Annotated in this window: 19 protein-coding genes; 3 read left to right on the top strand and 16 right to left on the bottom strand. The window is 40.3% G+C overall.

The window, feature by feature from the left end:
* Positions 1-61 precede the first annotated feature (61 nt).
* The gene (locus tag NSS92_RS06225) at positions 62-1,144 is read left to right on the top strand and encodes a serine hydrolase domain-containing protein (protein WP_340867158.1); all 1,083 of its coding nucleotides are present in this window, start codon (positions 62-64) and stop codon (positions 1,142-1,144) included.
* On the opposite strand, the gene NSS92_RS06230 is transcribed toward NSS92_RS06225, so the two are convergent.
* Genes NSS92_RS06230 through NSS92_RS06245 form a run of 4 tightly spaced genes read right to left on the bottom strand, consistent with a single transcriptional unit; the run spans position 1,141 to position 5,097 of the window.
* Positions 1,141-2,310, bottom strand: coding sequence for a hypothetical protein (locus NSS92_RS06230; RefSeq protein WP_340867160.1), 1,170 nt, complete (start codon positions 2,308-2,310; stop codon positions 1,141-1,143). The two genes, NSS92_RS06225 and NSS92_RS06230, sit on opposite strands and share 4 nt — an antisense overlap.
* A gap of 23 nt (positions 2,311-2,333) precedes the next feature.
* Positions 2,334-3,479: a nucleotidyltransferase domain-containing protein gene (locus NSS92_RS06235; RefSeq protein WP_340867161.1), complete on the bottom strand. Its 1,146-nt coding sequence runs from the start codon at positions 3,477-3,479 to the stop codon at positions 2,334-2,336.
* A 6-nt stretch (positions 3,480-3,485) separates the two neighbouring features.
* A complete protein-coding gene (locus tag NSS92_RS06240; protein ID WP_267586288.1) occupies positions 3,486-4,064 on the bottom strand; it encodes a CYTH domain-containing protein in 579 nt (192 codons plus the stop codon).
* Between the two features lie 19 nt (positions 4,065-4,083).
* Positions 4,084-5,097, bottom strand: coding sequence for a hypothetical protein (locus NSS92_RS06245; RefSeq protein WP_340867162.1), 1,014 nt, complete (start codon positions 5,095-5,097; stop codon positions 4,084-4,086).
* Between the two features lie 101 nt (positions 5,098-5,198).
* On the opposite strand from NSS92_RS06245, the gene NSS92_RS06250 reads away from it, so the two are divergent.
* Positions 5,199-5,459, top strand: a complete 261-nt coding sequence (locus tag NSS92_RS06250; protein WP_185907591.1) for an acyl carrier protein — start codon at positions 5,199-5,201, stop codon at positions 5,457-5,459.
* On the opposite strand, the gene NSS92_RS06255 is transcribed toward NSS92_RS06250, so the two are convergent.
* The 3 genes from NSS92_RS06255 to NSS92_RS06265 form a co-directional block, all read right to left on the bottom strand.
* Positions 5,446-7,164, bottom strand: a complete 1,719-nt coding sequence (locus tag NSS92_RS06255; protein ID WP_340867163.1) for an ABC transporter ATP-binding protein — start codon at positions 7,162-7,164, stop codon at positions 5,446-5,448. The genes NSS92_RS06250 and NSS92_RS06255 overlap by 14 nt on opposite strands.
* Complete coding sequence (locus NSS92_RS06260; protein WP_267586285.1) at positions 7,161-8,930, bottom strand: ABC transporter ATP-binding protein; 1,770 nt, start codon at positions 8,928-8,930, stop codon at positions 7,161-7,163. The genes NSS92_RS06255 and NSS92_RS06260 overlap by 4 nt, the downstream gene beginning before the upstream one ends.
* A 173-nt stretch (positions 8,931-9,103) precedes the next feature.
* Positions 9,104-10,024, bottom strand: coding sequence for an aminoglycoside phosphotransferase family protein (locus tag NSS92_RS06265; RefSeq protein WP_340867164.1), 921 nt, complete (start codon positions 10,022-10,024; stop codon positions 9,104-9,106).
* A 170-nt stretch (positions 10,025-10,194) separates the two neighbouring features.
* Here NSS92_RS06265 and NSS92_RS06270 point away from each other — a divergent pair, with 170 nt between their 5' ends.
* Positions 10,195-10,458 (top strand): acyl carrier protein, encoded by a 264-nt coding sequence (locus NSS92_RS06270; RefSeq protein WP_251215440.1) that lies wholly within the window; start codon positions 10,195-10,197, stop codon positions 10,456-10,458.
* 51 nt (positions 10,459-10,509) lie between these two features.
* Here the strand turns inward: NSS92_RS06270 and NSS92_RS06275 are convergent, their stop codons facing one another.
* The 9 genes from NSS92_RS06275 to infB form a co-directional block, all read right to left on the bottom strand.
* A complete protein-coding gene (locus NSS92_RS06275; protein WP_107163675.1) occupies positions 10,510-11,742 on the bottom strand; it encodes a M16 family metallopeptidase in 1,233 nt (410 codons plus the stop codon).
* A 33-nt stretch (positions 11,743-11,775) separates the two neighbouring features.
* A complete protein-coding gene (locus NSS92_RS06280) occupies positions 11,776-12,729 on the bottom strand; it encodes a polysaccharide deacetylase family protein (RefSeq protein WP_267586283.1) in 954 nt (317 codons plus the stop codon).
* 124 nt (positions 12,730-12,853) lie between these two features.
* Positions 12,854-14,971 carry a polyribonucleotide nucleotidyltransferase gene (gene pnp / locus NSS92_RS06285; RefSeq protein WP_048239754.1) on the bottom strand — a complete coding sequence of 706 codons (2,118 nt, stop codon included), beginning with the start codon at positions 14,969-14,971 and terminating at the stop codon, positions 12,854-12,856.
* 181 nt (positions 14,972-15,152) lie between these two features.
* A complete protein-coding gene (rpsO, locus tag NSS92_RS06290) occupies positions 15,153-15,422 on the bottom strand; it encodes a 30S ribosomal protein S15 (RefSeq protein WP_008354438.1) in 270 nt (89 codons plus the stop codon).
* Between the two features lie 140 nt (positions 15,423-15,562).
* A complete protein-coding gene (gene ribF / locus NSS92_RS06295) occupies positions 15,563-16,528 on the bottom strand; it encodes a bifunctional riboflavin kinase/FAD synthetase (protein WP_267586282.1) in 966 nt (321 codons plus the stop codon).
* A gap of 17 nt (positions 16,529-16,545) precedes the next feature.
* Positions 16,546-17,475 carry a tRNA pseudouridine(55) synthase TruB gene (truB, locus tag NSS92_RS06300; protein ID WP_340867165.1) on the bottom strand — a complete coding sequence of 310 codons (930 nt, stop codon included), beginning with the start codon at positions 17,473-17,475 and terminating at the stop codon, positions 16,546-16,548.
* A gap of 68 nt (positions 17,476-17,543) precedes the next feature.
* Entirely contained in the window at positions 17,544-17,894 is a 351-nt protein-coding gene (gene rbfA / locus NSS92_RS06305) for a 30S ribosome-binding factor RbfA (RefSeq protein WP_007499525.1), read from the bottom strand.
* A 17-nt stretch (positions 17,895-17,911) separates the two neighbouring features.
* Positions 17,912-18,190: a DUF503 domain-containing protein gene (locus tag NSS92_RS06310; RefSeq protein ID WP_024424137.1), complete on the bottom strand. Its 279-nt coding sequence runs from the start codon at positions 18,188-18,190 to the stop codon at positions 17,912-17,914.
* The gene (infB, locus tag NSS92_RS06315; protein WP_251215444.1) at positions 18,187-20,307 is read right to left on the bottom strand and encodes a translation initiation factor IF-2; all 2,121 of its coding nucleotides are present in this window, start codon (positions 20,305-20,307) and stop codon (positions 18,187-18,189) included. Before infB ends, NSS92_RS06310 begins: the two co-directional genes overlap by 4 nt.
* Between the last annotated feature and the right edge of the window lie 16 nt (positions 20,308-20,323).

The following is a 20,323-nucleotide window of genomic DNA, read 5'->3' on the forward strand; positions in this document are numbered from 1 at the left end:
CTTAAAACAACATGAAACATTTGGTAATATATATATATTCTGTATGAAAGAGGTGTCTATTTTGATCAATGAATCGATTCTGCAGCGTCTGCAAGATACAACCACCGACATTAGGAAATTATTGGAACAACATCAAATTCCCGGCTGTTCCATTTGTATTTCTCATGAAGATGAGCACATTTGGTCTTGGCATGAGGGCCTCGCTGATATTGAAAGCGGCACCCCTGTTACAAAAGACACAACCTTTCGAATTGGTTCTGTGACTAAGCCTTTTACTGCAATGGTTATGATGAAATTGCGAGAGGAAGGATTCATTCAACTCGATGAACCCATTCATACTTACGAACCATTACTTTCTTTCATAAAAAGTCACTTGTCTGAACCAATTCCACTCACTTTCCGAATGATTGCTTCTCATATCTCAGGCCTGCCCAAAGCACTCGACAAAGTCATTCATTTACGAGATATGACTCTAGCTCAGTGTATTGAAATTCTCACTATTTTCACACCGCCTTGGTCTATCATCAATTATTCTAGTCTTGGCTACTCTATATTAAGTAAAGTGCTAGAAAAAGTGAGTCATCAGCCATATAGAGAATTAGTGCACACCCATATACTAAAACCGCTCGATTTGAAGCAAACTGGATTTATTGAAACAGCATCCACAGCCAAAGGGTATACAGTTTCTTCCTCAGGCCTGTCCGGCGTATCCTATCCAAGTGCTGAAACACCATCTTGGGAGGATGGTTCAAGCGGACTAATCTCCACAGCAGATGATCTGATTCAATTCATTCAAGCTCAATACGGTGCAAACAGCCTGCTTCAACAGCATTCGCTAAAAGAAATGCAAAGCCCCGTTATGGTTGAAGAAGATTTCAGCAGAGGTGCCGGCATTTCATGGTTTTTGAGACCTTTTAACGGATTCACCTTGGCTGAACATAGCGGAGAAATTAAAGGGTTCACCTCCTATATTGGATTCATTCCAAAGAGAAAATTAGGTGTTTGCATTCTAATGAACTCTGACGAAAGGCTCGCACGGCCAATTGCCGAAATGCTCTTTCAAATTTTGCTGCCAGCAGATCACGAGCAAATGAAAAAACGTGAAGACCGGCTCAAACGAATGTTTAGACAATCGTCTCTTTAAATCGAACTGACTTTTTTGTTTAACAGATCTGGAATTGCTTCTTGCAGGTGACGCGGATCACCCTCTAAATAAAAGCATGGCATGTTAAACAAGTGATGGATAAGCTCAGATGCCTTTTGCCCAAGAAAGGTATCTGACACATGCCGAAGTCCGAGCCAGCCTTTTAAATAGTCTGGATCTTCTGGTTCTCTTATATTTGCTGCCATAATTTCTTTTGCTCTTTGATCATCTTTTTTTACCGGCACAAGCCTAATCTCACCAGAACCTATTTTGAGTGAGGGAAAAATCACCATATCTACTTTCGTAGAGCTTCTAATCGTTGTTCCTGTCATTTCAGCAGCTTCTTTTGGTGTAATTTCAAACTTACAGCCGCTCGCCCATTTTTCTTTTGCCTCTTCCTCTGTTGATATGGTTTCATCCCATATTCTTTTATCTTGAGACCGGCTGAATTTTTTGTTTTTCAGTTCCTGTATATTTGTTGTGGCTTGAACAGTCCCTACTCCAAGCGCCAAGCACATCGGCCAACCATACACAGTAAGTTCCTGATCTTCAAGCACTGAAATGGAACGATCGTTTGTGATAAAATCTGCTCCTCCATGATGCAAAAACTGCCACATAGTGGTTGACTTCCCGGCACCTTTATCGCCGATAATGAGCGCTCCTTTTTGGCCATCTTCAAAAGAGACAGCTGCTGCATGCGTAAAACATCCACCTTGATTTTCTAATGTTCTAAGGGCAATTTCTCGAACGATTCGCAGTGGACAGCGTATCGCAGATTCATTATTGTTTTTTCCAATCACAGCATAACGACCTTTATTGACCGCCACACTGTGCGGCTCGTCACCTTCATGTGAGGCAAATAATACTTGATCGTCTAATTTTAATCGTTTGTAGGTAAACTTCCTTTTTGCTGTAATGGTTTCACCCTTTTGAAAGCAAGCACTGCGAACAGACTGTTCAAGCTCCGGATCAATGATAAACCGTATTTCAATCTGTGAAGGGATATCTCCCTCGCAGCGATCCAATTCTTTTGGAATATAATGTTCAATATCTTCAATCGCCAGCAATTCCATTGATAGAATATGAAAATGAATACCTGCAAACACAAATGATTTTTCATAAGGAAAATCGTTCTTCGGCTTTTCAAAAAGCGCTTTTATATCCATATCGAATCCTCCTCTTTAATTTGCTATTGCCTTTCAGGAAATAGCTGTATAGCTGGTTCCTCTTCAAGCTCATCGCGATTATCCAAGCTGAAAAAACGTTCAATAAAGGATTTTTTCCATATTTTCAAAGAACCGAAATCATTCTCTCCATAGGCTTCTAAGAATGATTGGTCACTCATGTCTAGCTGCTTCAATTGGTCTACATAGTTCGTTTGGTACAATAAATCTAAAAACGTAAACGTGTAAAAAAGTGCTTTCTCGGCCCCTAATTCCTTCGCTCTTTCTTGCAAAGCATGCCAATCAAGCTGATTTTGCTCTTCAGCAAACATGACGTACTCCCTTACATCACAAAACTTAATCAAATTAAGATCTGCATGTAAGTAGACATATTGTACGTTTGTTGCCTCCTTATATAGATGAAAGGCAAGATGGATAAGAAAATCTAACGGCTGAAGCAAATAGACGTCTGTTTGAAAAAAGGGCTTTTCTTCAGCAGCATCCAGCAAGGCATTTGTTGCTTCGTAGTTTTTTTTCAACTCAACATCATAAGAGAAATCGACTCGGTGTACCTTTAAAAAATCTTCTCCGCTTCGTTTAATATGTGAATAAAGATTCCCGGCATTCATTCTCCACATCATTTCTTCTTCTCTTTCAATCGGTATTTCCTGATCGGCTGCCCAGTCATATTTCCCGATGATAAACCCTTCCTTCTTGAGCAATGAAGAGGCACTCTTTCGATCATCTGGATGAATTAAGAAATCAAGGTCTGACATCATTCGCAGTCCATAATCTTTGTACACAAGCGGGGTTAAAATGGCACCTTTAAGGGGGACCGCTTTCAGCTTTGCATTTCGGAATGTTTGTAAAAGACGCTTGAATTCTTTGAATCTCTCCACATTTTTTTGCCGATTTCCTATATAGTGATAGTGAAGCAAAAATTTGTATGTTGTCGTCATGCTTTTTTCATCATCAAGGCGAATCAAATGAGGCGTAATCAGCTGAAGCACCTTATGTCTTGATGCCAGTCCAATTAATTTAGGCATATCGATGCCATCTTTCAATAGAGCTCTAATAGACTCTTCTTCTTGTTCATTTAATTGAATACGTGAGCTAAGTAATAACAGCCTCTGCTCGTTTGAGAGAGTGGATTGATCCAAAACAGCCCGCATGTTTGACTACTCCTTCCCGTAAAACGATTGAAATCTAGTGATAAATCGAGAGCGCTTCCCTTTTCGATTGTCTGGCATGTCCAAATCATCAGTTAGTGTATGAAACAATTGATCTGCCTCATATGCTTTTTCACTCTCATATTCAATTTCCAGTTCATAATCTGTGATGCCAAGATAGCTGCTTTGATCCAAATCGATTTTGATGCCTTTCTCAATGTGAAAGGTTGTTCGCTCAGTGACCAATAGCCCTAACAATTCTGGCTGTTGAGTGATTGTAATCGGTAAAGACGTCATGATGTTCTGTACATCTAGTTTTTGCGGTAACTCCTCAATAGGTAATGACGTTTCTTCTCTTACTCTTTTATAGCCAGACGTTTGACTGGGGCGTTTGATTTCAAGTGTTAGTTTGCCGCTGATTTGACGGATACGTACGGTATAACCAAATCGCTTTAATAAAAAATCTGGTGTGTCGTAATAGTAATTGAAATTAAGTACATAAGTAGGGGTATGACTTTGAATGAACATGTCATATATGTGCTGAAAATCCGCTTGTGACAACAAATATTTGTACTCCTGCTCAACCATAACTCACCTCCAAAAAGTCTTACACGACCATGTCGGATTGTTCAAGAAGCTCTTGAATCAGGACAGTGCCTTTCTCTAAAGAAGTAAATGCCTGCTTTAATGAGTAACAAGGCACCTTTTCCGCTAGTGCGTTAAGGAATGGTTCTAGCTCTTCGGGTGTTGGCAATGTGAAATACGGTAATAAGAATTCATTATGTCTTCCAGGATTAATGACTGCATGCTGCTTCAAACGTTCCGCTGCTTCCTCTGGAGTCATTTTCGAAAGTTCTGCACCAGTTTGCCCGTGAGGTAAAAATTCAGGAAACACAATCACATCGATTTTTCCCATTGTTTTGACTTCACGTGAAAACCATTTTTCTAACTCCTCTGGATATACAAAATGATAGCTTTTATCATCCTCGTTAAATGGATGACTCGATGTTTGGAGTCTGTATGGGGTACCTAGCTTTTCAATGGCTTCAAACGAATCTTTCCGAATACTCATAGATCTCGGCCAGCCAGTTCCTGTGTACTCGGTGTTCGTATATGAAACACCTATATCATCGTTTGTGATATATCGGGCATCGGTTAATGATAATAAGGATAAGATGGTGGACGTTTTCCCTGCCCTTGATCCGCCTACTAGGGCAATTCCCTTTTGATTCATCTCCATCATGCCCCCATGCAAATAGATGAGTCCATCCTGATAACACAAAAGGCGAAGCAAAACTCTTATTAACCGAAGCGCATGCTGGGCTGCCCATCTGACATCTTTTGGTTCATCTATCACAATGACTTTTTTCTCTCCGTCATACAGGTAGCGGCAGCGGGGCTCCATCTTCGTTTCGTAAAAGACTTCTTCAAGCGGTATTTCTTTTTGAATTTCTTGTGCATATTTACTTGTTAAAATCGTCCAAACGTCACCTTCATGTTTTTCTGTTATTTTGCTGCAATCAATATAGGGATGCACTTTACTTTTAACTAAATTCTGAACTGATTCATCTGCACCTAATACGACACGAACATCATTTTTTTGATAGCTTACATATGACAATGAATGCCACCCCTTATGATAGATTTATAAAAACAATTGCATTTTTTTCCTTAATCAACCAAAATGTAACATATATCAATCTCTTAGAAAGGAGCCGCGACATGAATGAATTGACACTAACTGAAGTTGAAGAAAAAATTGTCCAGCTTGTCATGAATAAGTTGTCTCTCAATGAGCAGCCAAGTCGGGATGATAGTTTAAAAGCTTTAGGATTAAATTCTGTCCAAATCGTCTCTTTTGTTATTTCATTAGAGGACACCTTTCATATTGCCTTTGAAGACGAAGAATTACATCCGGACCACTTCCGCACCTTAGATCGACTCTTCACTTTGGTTAAAAACAAACTGACTAAGACGCTGTAATCACCTGGGCCTTAAATAAAGAGCGGTAATGCGAGGAGGCTTCCATCAGCTCCTCATGAGTACCGCAGCTTTGAACAGCACCGCCTTCAAGTACATAGATCATATCTGCATTTTGTATGGTCGATAATCTGTGTGCAATCACAAGCAAGGTGCCGCCCCCTTTGGCATCGTCTATCCCTTTTTGAACCTTCCTTTCTGTCTGCCGATCTAGCGCGGAGGTCGCCTCATCTAATATCAGTAAATCAGCCTGTTTTAAAAGCGCTCTGGCGATAGCTAAACGCTGTCTTTGTCCTCCTGAGAGGGAAATCCCCCTCTCTCCAATGACTGTGTCAAAACCTTTTTCAAGCCCTTTGATGAAGGAAAGAATTTGTGCAACTTCACAAGCCTGTTCAAGTTGTTCTTCGGTCACATCATTTAATCCCATGATTAAATTCAGGCGTATCGTGTCTGGGAAAAAATAGGGTTCTTGCGGGACAACGGCTATTCGCTTTAATAAATGAGATGGCTTGATCTCTGATAGATCAACCCCATGCACTAAAATTCCCCCGCTATCTGGCCGGTAAAGTCCAAGTGTAAGCTTTGAGATCGTCGATTTCCCGCTGCCGCTCGCTCCAACAATCGCCACTTTCCTTCCCTTTGGAATATGAAGATTCAAGCCGTCTAAAGCGCCTTTAGATGTTTGTTCATAAGAAAAGCAAACATCTTCAAATACCACGTCTTCTACAGCATCTATTCGTTTTGTTCCTTTCTCTTCGTTTTCCATTTGCAGCACTTCTGCGATTCGATGAACAGATGCACGCTGCTGGAAAAATTCAAAGACATACTGGAATAACTCTTGATAACTCTTCATTAATTGAGATGCATATTGGTAAATGACGACAAATAAACCGATGGACATGCTTCCTGCTGCTACTTGATATGTGCCAAACACTAGAACTGATAGTATCCCAAACCATTTCAATGGCTCTGTTAAAAAAAGAAGCTTGTTTTGAAACTTTCCCTCCTTCATGACACGATCCATCATTTTGTTAAATAGCTTTTCATACAAACCGATTTCCCACTTGCGTCGATCAAATGCGACAACTTCCCTTGTAGAAGAAATTCCTTCTTCTACATGCACGAATAGGTCTGATTTTCTCTCCTGCACATCTTTTGCTATGTTTGTTGCCGTTTTCGCCATTTTTTTACCGACAATAAAGTAACAAGCGCTTGCAAAGAGAAGCAAGAAAAATAAGACAGAACTCACAGATAGTAAAATGATAGATAAAACAACGGCCATAAAAATCGTTTGTACAATTTTCGGTATATGTAAAGCAGCCGTAACAGCAACTGTCTTTACATCTTGATTAAGCTTGTGTAAATAAAAACTAACTGGGTGAGTTTTATATGATCTCATGGATACTTGCTGAAGCTGATCTAACATCATTTTCTGCAATGAATGGTGGATGGTCAGATAGTTTTTATGCATCACATATGGACTGGCAACAAACATCACAACATATACAAGAAATATAATGGCAAACAGCATCAAGATCTGGGAGAAATGTTGACTGATACCACTATTCAAAAGAACATCATCAATGAGCCACTTTTGCAGTCCTATCATGGCTAAATTAGCTGCTGCTTCAATCAAAACGAGTAAAAGAGCAAGGATAAGCATCCATTTTTGCCTTGTGATCAAAAGAAACAGCCAATTTTTTCTCATGTTACACCTGCCTCCTTTTCTGAGCGGTCAGACGCCAATTGATAAAAATGCCCCTTTTTCCTCATCAATTCATGAAATTGTCCAGCCTCTAACACACAACCATCTTCTATAAAGATAATTCTGTCAAAATGTCTGACCGTTGATAAACGATGAGCAACTGCAATGACAGTAGACTTCTTAAATGTTTGGTGTAATGCCTGCTGGACTTTTTGTTCACTGACATTGTCAAGAGATGCTGTGGCTTCGTCGAGTAATACAACACTTGGATTCTTAGCAAATAGCCTGGCAATAGCTATCTTTTGTTTTTGCCCGCCAGAAAGTTTTAATCCCCTTTCCCCGAGTATGGTGTCGTATCCATCTTCTAATTCTCTTATAAATGAATCACAGTCTGCTTTTTTTGCGGCTTCAATGATCTGTTGATCTGAAAGACTTGTATCTCCAAAACGAATATTGTCCTTTACACTCATATTAAATAAGAACGTTTCTTGAAAAACAAATCCCATCGCATCTCTTATTTGACTAGTAGGTAAACGGCGCAAATCAACTCCATTCATTGTAATCATCCCTGAAGAGGGATCATAAAAGCGTCCAATTAGCTTAAGAAGCGATGTTTTCCCTCCGCCGCTCGTACCGACCAGCGCTACTTTTTCACCCTGCCGAATATGTAGATTCATCCCTTTTAATAAAGGAGGATGATTGGGATAATGAAAATCGACGTCATGAAAGACGATATCGCCTTCTGCATGATCAAGGTGCACCGGCTGCTGAGGCTCTCTAATATCAGGTGTTTTTTTCATAAAATGATATAAAGGTTCAATTTGAAAGGTTAATATCCGTTGTTCTGTTAAAAGTGTGACAATGGAAGTAAGCATATGCATCGCTGAAAAATAATATAGTATATATGCCACAAAACCACCTGTCGTTAGCTGTCCAGTCTTTACAAGGTGGATACCGATACCAAAAGTGGCAAGAGCGCCAATATAATAAGTCAGCCTGCGGTTGCTTCCTCGTAAATAGGCGAAAAAAACATTTTTTTCATGATCTTGGCGCACTTTTTCATGCAATGTTTGAATCCGTTCCATATCCCATTTCATATAGCCCAAAATTCTAAGCTCTTCCATCGAAGCAAGACTTTCGTATAATTTTGTTTGCAGCGTGCGAAAACCTTCCGCACTTTGTCTACCGTAGATCGTTGCCTTTTTTTCAAGCCATGGTCCAAAGACATAGTAGAGAATAAAACTTGGAATGATGATTAGTGTGAGAAAAATAGAAATGTTGATCATAAAGTAAAGTGAGATGGCGATAAATAATGTCTGATTGATAAATTGTGGGAAGTATCGTCTGTAAATTTCTTGTACAGCTCGTGTCTGTGTGTTAACAAAGGAGAGTGTTTCACTAACAGAATGTTGTTCGTAGTATGAAAAACCAAGTTGACGAATTTGCTGGAAGGCAGCAAATTGTGAATCTCTTGAGGCTTGTTCAATTAATTTTCTTTGCCATAAATTTCGTGCCGCTGTCAGTATAATACCGAGTACAATTAAGCCAGTCAGTCCTAACAATAAACCATTCATTTTTGAAAAGTCTTTTGCTGGCAAAATGGTCTCAATAAAATATTGAATAAATTTAGGTATGATGAGCTCGCTCAAGGTAATAACGAAACCACTCATAATAACTAGAATCACTTTACCTGTATAAGGCTTTAAGAATGAAAGTGTCCATAAATAAACACGCCATAACTGCTTTGAATCCTTGTCGATTTGTTTCAATCCACCACCAGCCTTTTGCTCTTTTTCAACAAAAAACGGAATTTTTTTACATCTTTTTCTATCCTTGTTTGGATTATATAAAATGTTTTTAGTCATGACAATGTGTAATTTGTATCATTATAACAAAAAAGGCAGTGACTTCCATCACTGCCTAAACGTCCTATATTTCACTGTTATCTAGTGATACGCGCATACCACTGGGGCACTATTTGATTAAAATAATCATGATCTTTTAGCACATTTTCTAGTCTTTCAATCATCTCATCCATTTGACCCGGATCAAATTTAATGACCCACATAATCGATGAAAAGATACTCATTGCGACATAAACAGAGTAAAGCAGCCAAAAATCATCTGGAATGTTCCCATCAAAATATCCATTGATTTGACCAGCCGAAAAGGCTTCACTTGTTTCTCTGCTGAAAAGAGCTACTTTATAAAAATCGTGAATGGGATCTCCCCAATCAAAATTGTTAAAATCAATGACACCTGCATATTTATTATTGTTTACAATAATGTTCCCTAAATGAAAATCATCGTGCTGAAATTGATTAGGTCTGCCTTTCACAATATGTAAGTGTTTTGCTATAAACTGAGCCACTTTTTCATCCCCTTCAAGGGAGATGCCGCTTTCTCGATAAGCAGTTAAATATCGATGATGCTTTTTAATGACACGATCTTCCCAAGGTTCGATGTGTGAAGGTGCCGGATATCTATGCATATTTCGTAAATCCTGACCTGCACTTAACCCGATAGCATACTGCTTTTCTTCAGTTAACTGACTCATGATTTCTTTTGCTTCCTGGCCTTCTATAAACGATAAAATATAGTACACTTGCTGTTTTGCTTCTAGAACACCGATGTTCACTGGATCAGCACACTGAACACAGTGACGTCTTAATTCATATAGCAGTTCAAACTGCGTCTTTATTTTGTCATACTGGTCTTGATCTGTGAATCGAAGGACATATTTTTCACCTGATACCGTAGTCATGACCCATTTTTCATCCCGAGAATACCCTTTATCAATCTGGTCTATGCTGACTGCTTCTTTTAATAAGGGAATGTGCTGCATAAGGTCTGTTTTATTCATGGATTGATTCATCCTTCCCAGTCTCTTTTCTTCTCACTCTACCAAATATTTCATTTGAATAGAATGATCAACAATTCCTATTTATGTCGAAACTGCTTTACAATGTTTTTCCATTCTAATATAGTTAATTTATGTAAATGGTAGAAAATTTGTAAAAGGGAGCGTTGCAGATGAATAAAACGACGGATGTCCTTTCACTTTCAAGTCAAGTAAAAGATTTGGTTCTGCGTTCTTTGGATGATAGCAGCAAGGTTTCTATTGGTGCAGATGAAGAATTAACAAATCACGGTCTCGATTCAATTAAAGCAGTTTCACTCATTTTGGAATTAGAAGAGGTTTTTGATATTCAATTTGCAGATGAGGAATTACTGACAGAACACTTTTCGACAATCAATAAAATTGTCCATCAGCTGCAAAACAAGTTAGCTGATTAATCATTTTTGCATGAAAAAAAGGCATCTCTTCAAAAGACATGCCTTTTTTGTTTAAGCAGAAGGTACATCACCCGTCGGACTAATAAGTGAGAGCGCATAATCTTCTGTAAAAATGCGTTTAGATAAATTATTCACGCCGTCTAAAGTGACATGGTTGATTTCGTCAATAATTTCATCGAGGGTCCGATGTTTGCCAAGGAGCAGTTCATTTTTACCGTTTCGGCTCATTTTGCTGTTTGTGCTTTCAAGGCTGAGCATAAGGTTGCCTTTCATTTGCTCCTTAGAGTTCTCTAGTTCTTTCTGCGTGATTCCCTCACGCTTTAAGACGTCTAATGTTTGTAAGATGGTTTCAGAAAGCAGGTTTAGCTGCTTCGCTCCAGTTCCGCCATAAATCGTCAGCATTCCATTATCTGCAAATGAACTGTGATAGCTGAAGACAGAATAAGCAAGTCCTTTGTCCTCTCTTACATCTTGGAATAATCTACTGCTCATGCTTCCGCCAAGAACATTATTTAAGACGATTAAGTCATAGATGCCCTTATCTCCAGCTGGAAGGCCATTAAAGCCCAGGCATAGGTGCGCTTGTTCTGTTTCCTTTTTGCGTGTGAGCTTGTCATAATGAAATGCTGGAGCTTCTACAGGCTGCTTTTTCCCTTTTCCTTCATAAGAGCCGAATAGCTTTTCAACCTCTCGAATAAAGGTCTCATCTACGTTCCCTGCAACTGAGATCACGACGCGGTCCGGGGTATAGAATTCATCCATGTATTTTCTAAGTGAGTCTCCGTTAAAGGTAGAGAGTGTTTCCTCTGTTCCTAAAATCGGATATCCTAATGAATGATCACCATAAATGGCTTTGCTTAATAAATCATGAACGATGTCATCAGGTGTATCCTCATACATTTTAATTTCTTCGTACACCACATTTTTTTCTTTTTTCAGCTCTTCTTCATCAAAAGCTGAGTGAAAGAACATGTCGCTTAATACATCGAGGGCGTAGCCAGCATGTGAGTCAAGCACCTTTGCATAGTAGCAAGTGTATTCTTTTGATGTAAAGGCATTCACCTGACCACCAATGCGGTCAAAGGATTCTGCGATATCACGTGCAGATCTTGTCTTTGTCCCTTTAAAGAACATATGCTCTAAAAAGTGTGAGATCCCATTAATTTCAGGTGTCTCATGTCTAGAGCCTGTTCCAATCCAGACGCCAATTGCGACAGACCTTACAGTGGGATTGTTTTCGAGTACAATTCTTACTCCATTTTGGCATGTATACGTTTTGACCAAGTTTTGCTCCTCCTATTCAACAAACAGATCGCATCACGGATGTCTTTTTTCACTTAGGAGGTCAGAAACCGTCCCTAATTCATATCCTCTTTCCTTGATTTGAGTGATAAGTGTGTCAAGACTTTTCGCCGTTGCATCTGTTGGATGCATTAATATCATCGCCCCATTGTGAATTTTCCCAAGCACCCGCTTTTGTAAAATAGCCGGTGATGGTTTTTGCCAGTCGATGGTGTCTACTGTCCACATAATGGTTTCCATGCCTTCTTGTTTGGCAAGCTTGACTGTTTCATCTTTAAAGCTGCCGCTTGGAGGCGCAAACCATTTTGGTTTCTTCCCAAGGGATTCTTCAATTTGGCGATTTGTTTTCGTTATCTGCTCTAATGCTCGTTCTCTTGTCAGTGTGCGCATATCTGGGTGATTGTATGAATGATTTCCAATTTCATGACCATCTGCCACGATTTTTTTAGCAAGCTCTGTGCTTTTTTTCACCCATTTGCCTTCTAAGAAAAAGGTCGCTTTGACTTGATGCTTTTCCAGCGTCTTTAACATGTTGATTAAATGCTCGTCACCCCAAGCCACATTGATCAGGAATGCGTTCATTTTTTTATCTGGATGCCCCTTATAAATGGGCTCAGCACCAAGCTCATGTAAATGAGTAGATGGCTTTGTTTCTTTCAGCACGAGCAGCTTTTCATCGAATGTTCCTTGTTTCTTCATTTTTTCGTAAGAAGCATCGATATCGACTGTCTGTCCATTTAAGCCAGGCATCTTTTTCCACACTTTATCAATCTTAGCATTTTGCGCCTTTACTTCATAGTCAGAAGACTTCGATTCAATCTCCTGATATAAAATATCTTTTGAAACAGATGCAACCTCGGCATGCTCTTTCATTGATTCAATATATGTAACAGCAGCCGGCTGCTTCATCGTTTGATATGACACGAGCAGTAAAAATACAAACACAATGAATGGTAACGTTTTTTTCAATGGTTGTCCCTCCCCTTTACCACAAATTATGATGGGGAGAAACAAGCTAGAACTATTGTTAGCGCAAGAAAAGAAAGAAGCCTGGCACGGATACCTGGCTTCTAACACATTTTATTTGATCTCATTAAGACTGCTTTTCTTCTTTTTCCTTTTCTTCACGTAAAACAGCTTTGCGAGAAAGGTTCACACGGCCTTGTTTATCGATTTCAGTGACTTTGACAAGTAATTCATCGCCAATTTTCACGACATCTTCTACTTTGCCCACACGCTCAAGCGCAAGCTCAGAAATATGAACAAGTCCATCTTTTCCGCTGAAGATTTCAAGGAAGGCACCGAATTTTTCAATGCGTTTGACTTTACCTAGGTAAAGCTGTCCTACTTCAACTTCTCTCACAAGATCTTCAATGATTTTCTTCGCTTTTTGGTTCATATCTTCTTCTGTAGAAGAAATAAAGATTGTACCATCTTGTTCAATATCAATTTTCACACCGGTATCTTCAATGATTTTATTGATTTGTTTACCGCTTGGTCCAATGACATCGCGAATTTTATCTGGATTGATCGTCATCGTTAAGATTTTTGGTGCATAACGAGACAATTCTCCTCTAGAAGCAGGAATCGTTGACAGCATGCTGTCTAGGATTTCCATTCTTCCTTTTTTCGCTTGTTGAAGAGCCTCTTCTAAAATGTCTTTTGATAGCCCATCGATTTTGATGTCCATTTGAAGTGCTGTTACACCTTTTGATGTACCTGCAACTTTAAAGTCCATATCTCCAAGTGCATCTTCCATTCCTTGAATGTCTGTCAGCACTGTGTAGTATTCACCAGATTTCACAAGTCCCATTGCAATTCCTGCAACTGGTGCTTTAATTGGAACACCTGCATCCATCATCGCAAGTGTGCTTGCGCAAATACTTGCTTGTGAAGTAGATCCGTTTGATTCTAATACCTCTGAAACGAGGCGAACCGTATAAGGGAAATCTTTTTCGGATGGAATGACTGGTTCTAGTGCACGTTCACCTAGTGCGCCATGTCCGATCTCACGACGGCCTGGACCGCGCATTGGACCTGTCTCACCAACACTGAATTGCGGGAAGTTGTAATGGTGCATAAAGCGTTTTGATTCTTCAACACCTAGACCATCAAGAATTTGCACATCGCCAAGTGCACCTAATGTACAAATACTGAGCGCCTGTGTTTGTCCTCTTGTAAATAGGCCTGAACCGTGCGTTCTTGGCAGGAGTCCTACTTCTGAAGAAAGTGGACGGATTTGATCTACGCCGCGTCCATCTGGACGTACTTTCTCTTCAGTGATTAGACGGCGAACTTCGTTTTTGACAAGCTTGTTTAATACATCTTTCGCTTGTTTAATCGTCGCTTCGTCACGTTCTTCTGCTTCAAACTTCTCAACTACAGCTTTTTTCACAGCACTGATTGCATCCTCACGCGCATGCTTCTCATGTACTTGAATCGCTTTCAGCAAGTCAGCTTCAGCAAGTGCTTTTACTTCGTCTGCTAACGTTTGATCTACTTCATATAAAGGAATATCGATTTTTTCTTTACCGACTGCCTTCACAATTTCTTCTTGGAATTCGATTAAGCGTTTGATCTCTTGGTGACCGTACATGATTGCTTCAAGCATTGTTTCTTCCGGTACTTCATCAGCACCAGCTTCTACCATGTTGATTGCATCTTTTGTTCCGGCAACCACAAGATTGATGTCACTTTGTTCAAGCTGCTCCACATTTGGGTTAATGATCAGCTTTCCATCCACTCGTCCTACTGTAACGCCGGCGATTGGTCCCTCAAATGGAATGTCAGACACACATAAAGCTAAAGATGAGCCAAACATTGCAGCCATTTCAGATGAGCAATCTTGATCCACACTCATGACGATACTAATGACTTGTACTTCGTTTCTAAATCCATCTGCAAACAGCGGACGAATTGGTCTGTCAATTAAGCGGCTCGCAAGGATCGCCTTTTCACTTGGACGGCCTTCTCTTTTAATGAAGCCGCCAGGAATTTTACCTACTGCGTATAGTCTTTCTTCGTAGTTCACAGTGAGCGGGAAGAAATCAAGTGGTTTTGGTTCTTTAGAAGCTGTTGCTGAGCTAAGCACAGCCGTATCTCCGTAGCGTACGAGGACCGCTCCGTTTGCTTGCTTTGCAAGCTGGCCAGTTTCAACTGTCAGTTGACGTCCAGCCCAGTCTATGGTGAAGACATGTTTCTCTTGTCCCATTCTGAGATAAACTCCTCTCTTATCGTAAAGTTTTAGTTAGTTCTTATTATGAACAAAATGATTTTCACATATCAATGTGAAAGCTGTATGTAGAAGGGTTTTTGCCATTCTTTCAACATTTTAACCATAAAATATTAGTGATTATACGATAAAAAAGCGGGAATCCTCCCGCTTTTTACGATTATCGACGTAAGCCTAGTTTGTTAATTAACTCACGGTAACGAGTTACGTCTTTATTACGTAGATACGTAAGAAGATTACGACGTCTACCTACCATTTTCAAAAGACCGCGACGTGAGTGGTGATCTTTCTTATGAGTACGTAAATGCTCGTTCAAGTTGTTAATTGATTCTGTTAGGACAGCGATCTGAACTTCTGGAGATCCAGTATCAGATTCGTGTGTTTTGAACTCATTAATTAATTGCGTTTTACGCTCTTGAGTAATAGCCATCCTGTTTCACCTCCAAATCATGTTAGCCCCATCTACCTCGCAACCGTCGGTGAAGTCGGCCTGCCAAGTAAGTGGTTTTAAAGCTACAGGAATAATCATACTAAAAATATGCTGAATTTGCAAATGGTAGAGCAGTTTTTCTATGATTTTTTTGTTTGATTGAGCTGATCTTGAAAAAACTGAATCGCTTCTTCTTTATCTTGACTGATTTGAGCCGTCAGCTCCTGGATTCCGTTAAATTTTCGTTCACTGCGAATGCGCTTGAACCATTGTAATTTAATCGGCTGGCCATATATTTCTTCGTTAAAATCAAAAAGGTTTACTTCAATGGCAGGCTGATCAGGACGCTTTTCATAAAATGTTGGTTTATAGCCAACGTTACAAACGCCGTCATATTCTTTGCCTTTCACTTCTGCTCTTACTGCATATACCCCTGTTGGCGGAATAATGTATTCAGCAGATAAGCCGACATTAGCTGTCGGAAAACCGATCGTCCGTCCACGTTTGTCTCCATGGATGACAATACCGCGAAGCTGATAAGGTTTTCCTAATAGCTCGCTCACATATTCAACATCCCCATTTTTTAATGCGGAACGGATGAGAGTGGAGCTGACTTTTCGGTCTTGATTGGACAGCTTAGGTACAATGGTTGCCGTGATACGGCCTTTTCCGTATTCATCGAACGTTTCCATTGTGCCTGCACCAAAACGGCCAAACGTAAAATCAAACCCCGCTACTGCGTGCTTCACATTCAGTTCATCCAAATATTGATCCACAAACTCTTGAGGAGATAGTGCTGCAAAACTCTCGCTGAATTGCACGATGTATAAATAGTCAGCGCCCAGCTGTTCGATGAAATCAATTTTATCCTCAAGCGGTGTAATTAAGTCTTTTGGTTCCCGTGCCTTTTGCAAAACATGTGATGGATGCGGATGAAAGGTCATAACCGCTAAGGCCAATCCTTCTTTTTTCGCAATGCTTTTTGCTTCGTCAATGACTTTTTGATGCCCGAGGTGAACACCGTCAAAGTAGCCCAAAGCCATGACAGACGGGACTTGATTCTTTTGATTCAATGTATGTGGGTGTGAAATATGTATAGTCTTCACGAGATGTCACCTTTTCTTTAAGATTGCTTGTCCTGAGATAAGATCTTCGCCGGCTTCATCAGGTTCTGTTTGGTCGGGTGCTTCATATATATCGCCAGACAACGACCTGAAGGAGCAAATACAGCGACACGATCCTCCTCTGCGAAATGAGCAAATTCATCAGGCATTGGCAGGACTGCACCGTTTTCCACTTTACTTGCTAATGTATCATTTATCTCCCATTTCGGCAAATGATTGAGCGCACGCTCAATCGGGACAAGGTGCTCATCTACAGTTCCTTCCTCGCTTATATCTCGCAGCTCATCCAGCGTGATACATTCATCAAGTATAAAATCGCCAGACCCTGTACGAATGAGATGTGACATGTGGGCTGGAAACCCTAGTTTCTTCCCGATATCAACCGCTAAAGTTCTCACATACGTTCCCTTTGAGCATTGAACGGTGAATCTAAATGACACGCTACCATTCTCATATGTGACAGGTGTTGTCCGCTTTATACGGTGAATGGTAATTTCACGGCTCGGCCGCTCAATTTCAATGCCTTCTCTTGCATATTCATAGAGCTTTTTCCCGCCAATTTTCACAGCAGAAAACATGGGAGGAATTTGTTCAATGGTTCCTTCAAACTGCTTCAGCGCCGCATCAATTTCTTTTTCTGAGATCGGCTTTTCCACCTTTTTCTCTTCTACGATCTCACCTGTTTGGTCTTCTGTTGTTGTAGAAAAGCCAATCGTGATTTCTGCATCATACGTTTTCGATTTATCTGTTAAGTATTCTACAATCTTCGTTGCTCTTCCGATACAAATAGGCAGAACACCTGAAACCTCTGGGTCGAGGGTGCCTGTATGTCCAACTTTTTTTGTGTGCAAAATCTTTCTTATTTTAAACACACAGTCGTGAGAGGTCATGCCTCTTTCTTTATGTAATAAAAGAACACCATTTATCATCTGCGTTCTCTCCTTTCATAAACGATGAAAAAGGACAGACGATCATCGCCTATCCTTATTTCAACGTCTTATTCGTGATCTTTTGTGTTTAATTCAGCAATCAGGCTTTCAATTCGGTTTCCGTAATCCACGGATTCATCGAATTCAAAGTGCAGTTCTGGTGTTTTGCGAAGTCTGATTCGATTGCCAATTTCAGAGCGGATATACCCTTTAGCCTTTGCAAGGCCTTTTAAGGTTTCCTCTCTTTTCTTCTCGTCGCCAAGAACAGAAATGTAGACTTTGGCAATTTGCAAATCACCGGATACTTCGACATCGGTTACAGTCAAAAAGCCGATTCTTGGATCTTTTAGCTTTCTGCCTAAGATGTCACCCAATTCTTTTTTCATTTGCTCACCCACACGGGTTGCTCTCATACTCATGATCTTATCACCTCTAATTAAAACCACTCAGTTTTCGTGATCGTTCGTTCAATTTCAGGAAAAGAATCGATAAAGCTTAATACACGCTGAAGCTCCTTTTCCACTTGAACCCGAGATGAGGAAATCACGGCGATTCCGATTGATGTACGCTGCCATGTATCCTGGTAATCCATTTCAGCAATGGTTACATTGAATTTATGACGCGTTCTTGTCAATATACGCTGAAGAACCGCACGTTTTTCCTTCAGTGAGGATGCATCATAGATCATGCACTCACATTCGGTATAACCGATCATTTTCTTTCGATTTCTTGCATAACGAATGATTCCAGAACATCGCCTTCACGGATATCATTGTATTTCTTAATGGTAATACCACATTCATAGCCTTGTGAAACTTCTTTCACATCATCTTTAAATCGTTTTAACACGTCAACTTCGCCTTCAAAAATAACGACGCCGTCACGGATTAAGCGGATTCCGCTATCTCTTGTAATCGTTCCTTCAGTCACATAGCCGCCAGCGATTGTACCGATTTTAGATACTTTGAACGTTTGACGAACTTCAACTTGACCGATGACTTTTTCTTCATATTCAGGGTCAAGCATCCCTTTCATCGCAGCTTCAATTTCATCGATGACTTTATAAATAATGCGGTGCAAGCGGATATCTACGTTCTCAGTCTCAGCTGTGCTCTTCGCATTTCCATCAGGGCGTACGTTAAAGCCGATCACGATGGCATTAGAAGCACTTGCTAAAATGATATCTGATTCCGTAATCGCTCCAACACCCGTATGGATGATTTTCACTTTTACGCCTTCGACTTCAATTTTTTGAAGAGCTGCCGTTAATGCTTCAGCAGAACCTTGTACGTCTGCTTTCACGATCAAGTTGATATCTTTTACGTCACCTTGTTTGATTTGCTCAAATAGGTCGTCTAGAGATAATTTCGCTTTGTCTGAACGCTGTTCATCCAGCTGCTTAGAAGCACGCGCCTCACCGACTTGACGAGCTGTTTTTTCATCTTTGAATACGAGGAACTGATCCCCTGCATTTGGTACATCGTTTAAACCAGTGATTTCAACAGGTGTAGATGGTCCTGCTGTTTTCACGCGGCGGCCGATGTCATTGACCATTGCACGTACACGGCCAAATGTATTTCCGACAACGATTGGGTCACCTACTTGAAGTGTACCTGTTTGAACAAGAAGGGTTGCAACAGAACCTCTTCCTTTATCAAGCTCAGCCTCGATGACAGTCCCTTTTGCCGCACGATTTGGGTTGGCTTTCAGTTCTGCTACTTCACTGACAAGAAGGATCATTTCGATCAATTCGTCAATGCCTTCACCTGTTTTCGCAGATAGTGGAACGAAAATGGTTTCGCCGCCCCAAGCTTCTGGTACAAGACCATGCTCAGTTAATTCCTGCATCACACGGTCAGGGTTCGCTGTTGGTTTGTCAATTTTGTTGACAGCGACAATGATTGGCACTTCTGCCGCTTTCGCATGGTTAATCGCTTCAATTGTTTGCGGCATGACACCATCATCTGCTGCAACGACTAGAATTGTCGTATCCGTTACTTCGGCACCACGTGCACGCATCGTTGTAAATGCTGCGTGTCCAGGTGTATCAAGGAACGTAATTTTTTTGCCGTTTTCTTCAATTTGGTATGCACCGATATGCTGCGTGATTCCACCTGCTTCGCCTTCGACGACTTTTGTCTTACGAATGCTGTCAAGAAGAGTTGTTTTCCCGTGGTCAACGTGTCCCATGATCGTCACAACTGGAGGGCGTACTTGCATATCTTCTTCTTTATCTTCAACTTCATACTTTTCAAGTTCAGTTTCTTCTAAAATGATGACTTCCTCAACTGGAACACCATATTCAGAAGCGATTAATTCAACTGTATCTTTATCAAGTTCTTGGTTGATCGTTGCCATGACACCAAGCATCATCAGTTTTTTAATGATTTCAGCTGATTCTTTTCCAAGCTCATCAGCCAGCTGGCCGACAGTCATTGAATTTGTAAATTCAATTTTTTCAGGAAGCTCTTTTTTAGGCTTCACAGGTCTAGCTTGCTGATGCTGCGGTTTGTTATTTCCACCGCGTTTGTTTTTGTTTTTATTTTGGTTGTTGTTTTTTTTGTTTTTATTAAATTGATTATTCTGCACGTCATTCTTCTTTCTATCATTGTTTTTGTTAGATGATTGTTTTTTTTGTTCTGCGGGTTTCTCGTTAGCTGTCTCTTTTGCTTTGGCTTTTTTATAGATAGCGTCTAGCTTTTTCACAGTGTCGTCTTCAAGCGTCGCCATGTGGTTGTTCACTTCAACGTTCATATCCTTAAGCGCTGCTATAATATCTTTACTTGAAACATCTATGGCTTTTGCGTATTCATATACTCTCACTTTAGCCATTCGTTCACCCCCAAAT

The organism is Bacillus sp. FSL M8-0166, assembly GCF_038008825.1.
GTDB classification, from domain to species: domain Bacteria; phylum Bacillota; class Bacilli; order Bacillales; family Bacillaceae; genus Bacillus; species Bacillus safensis.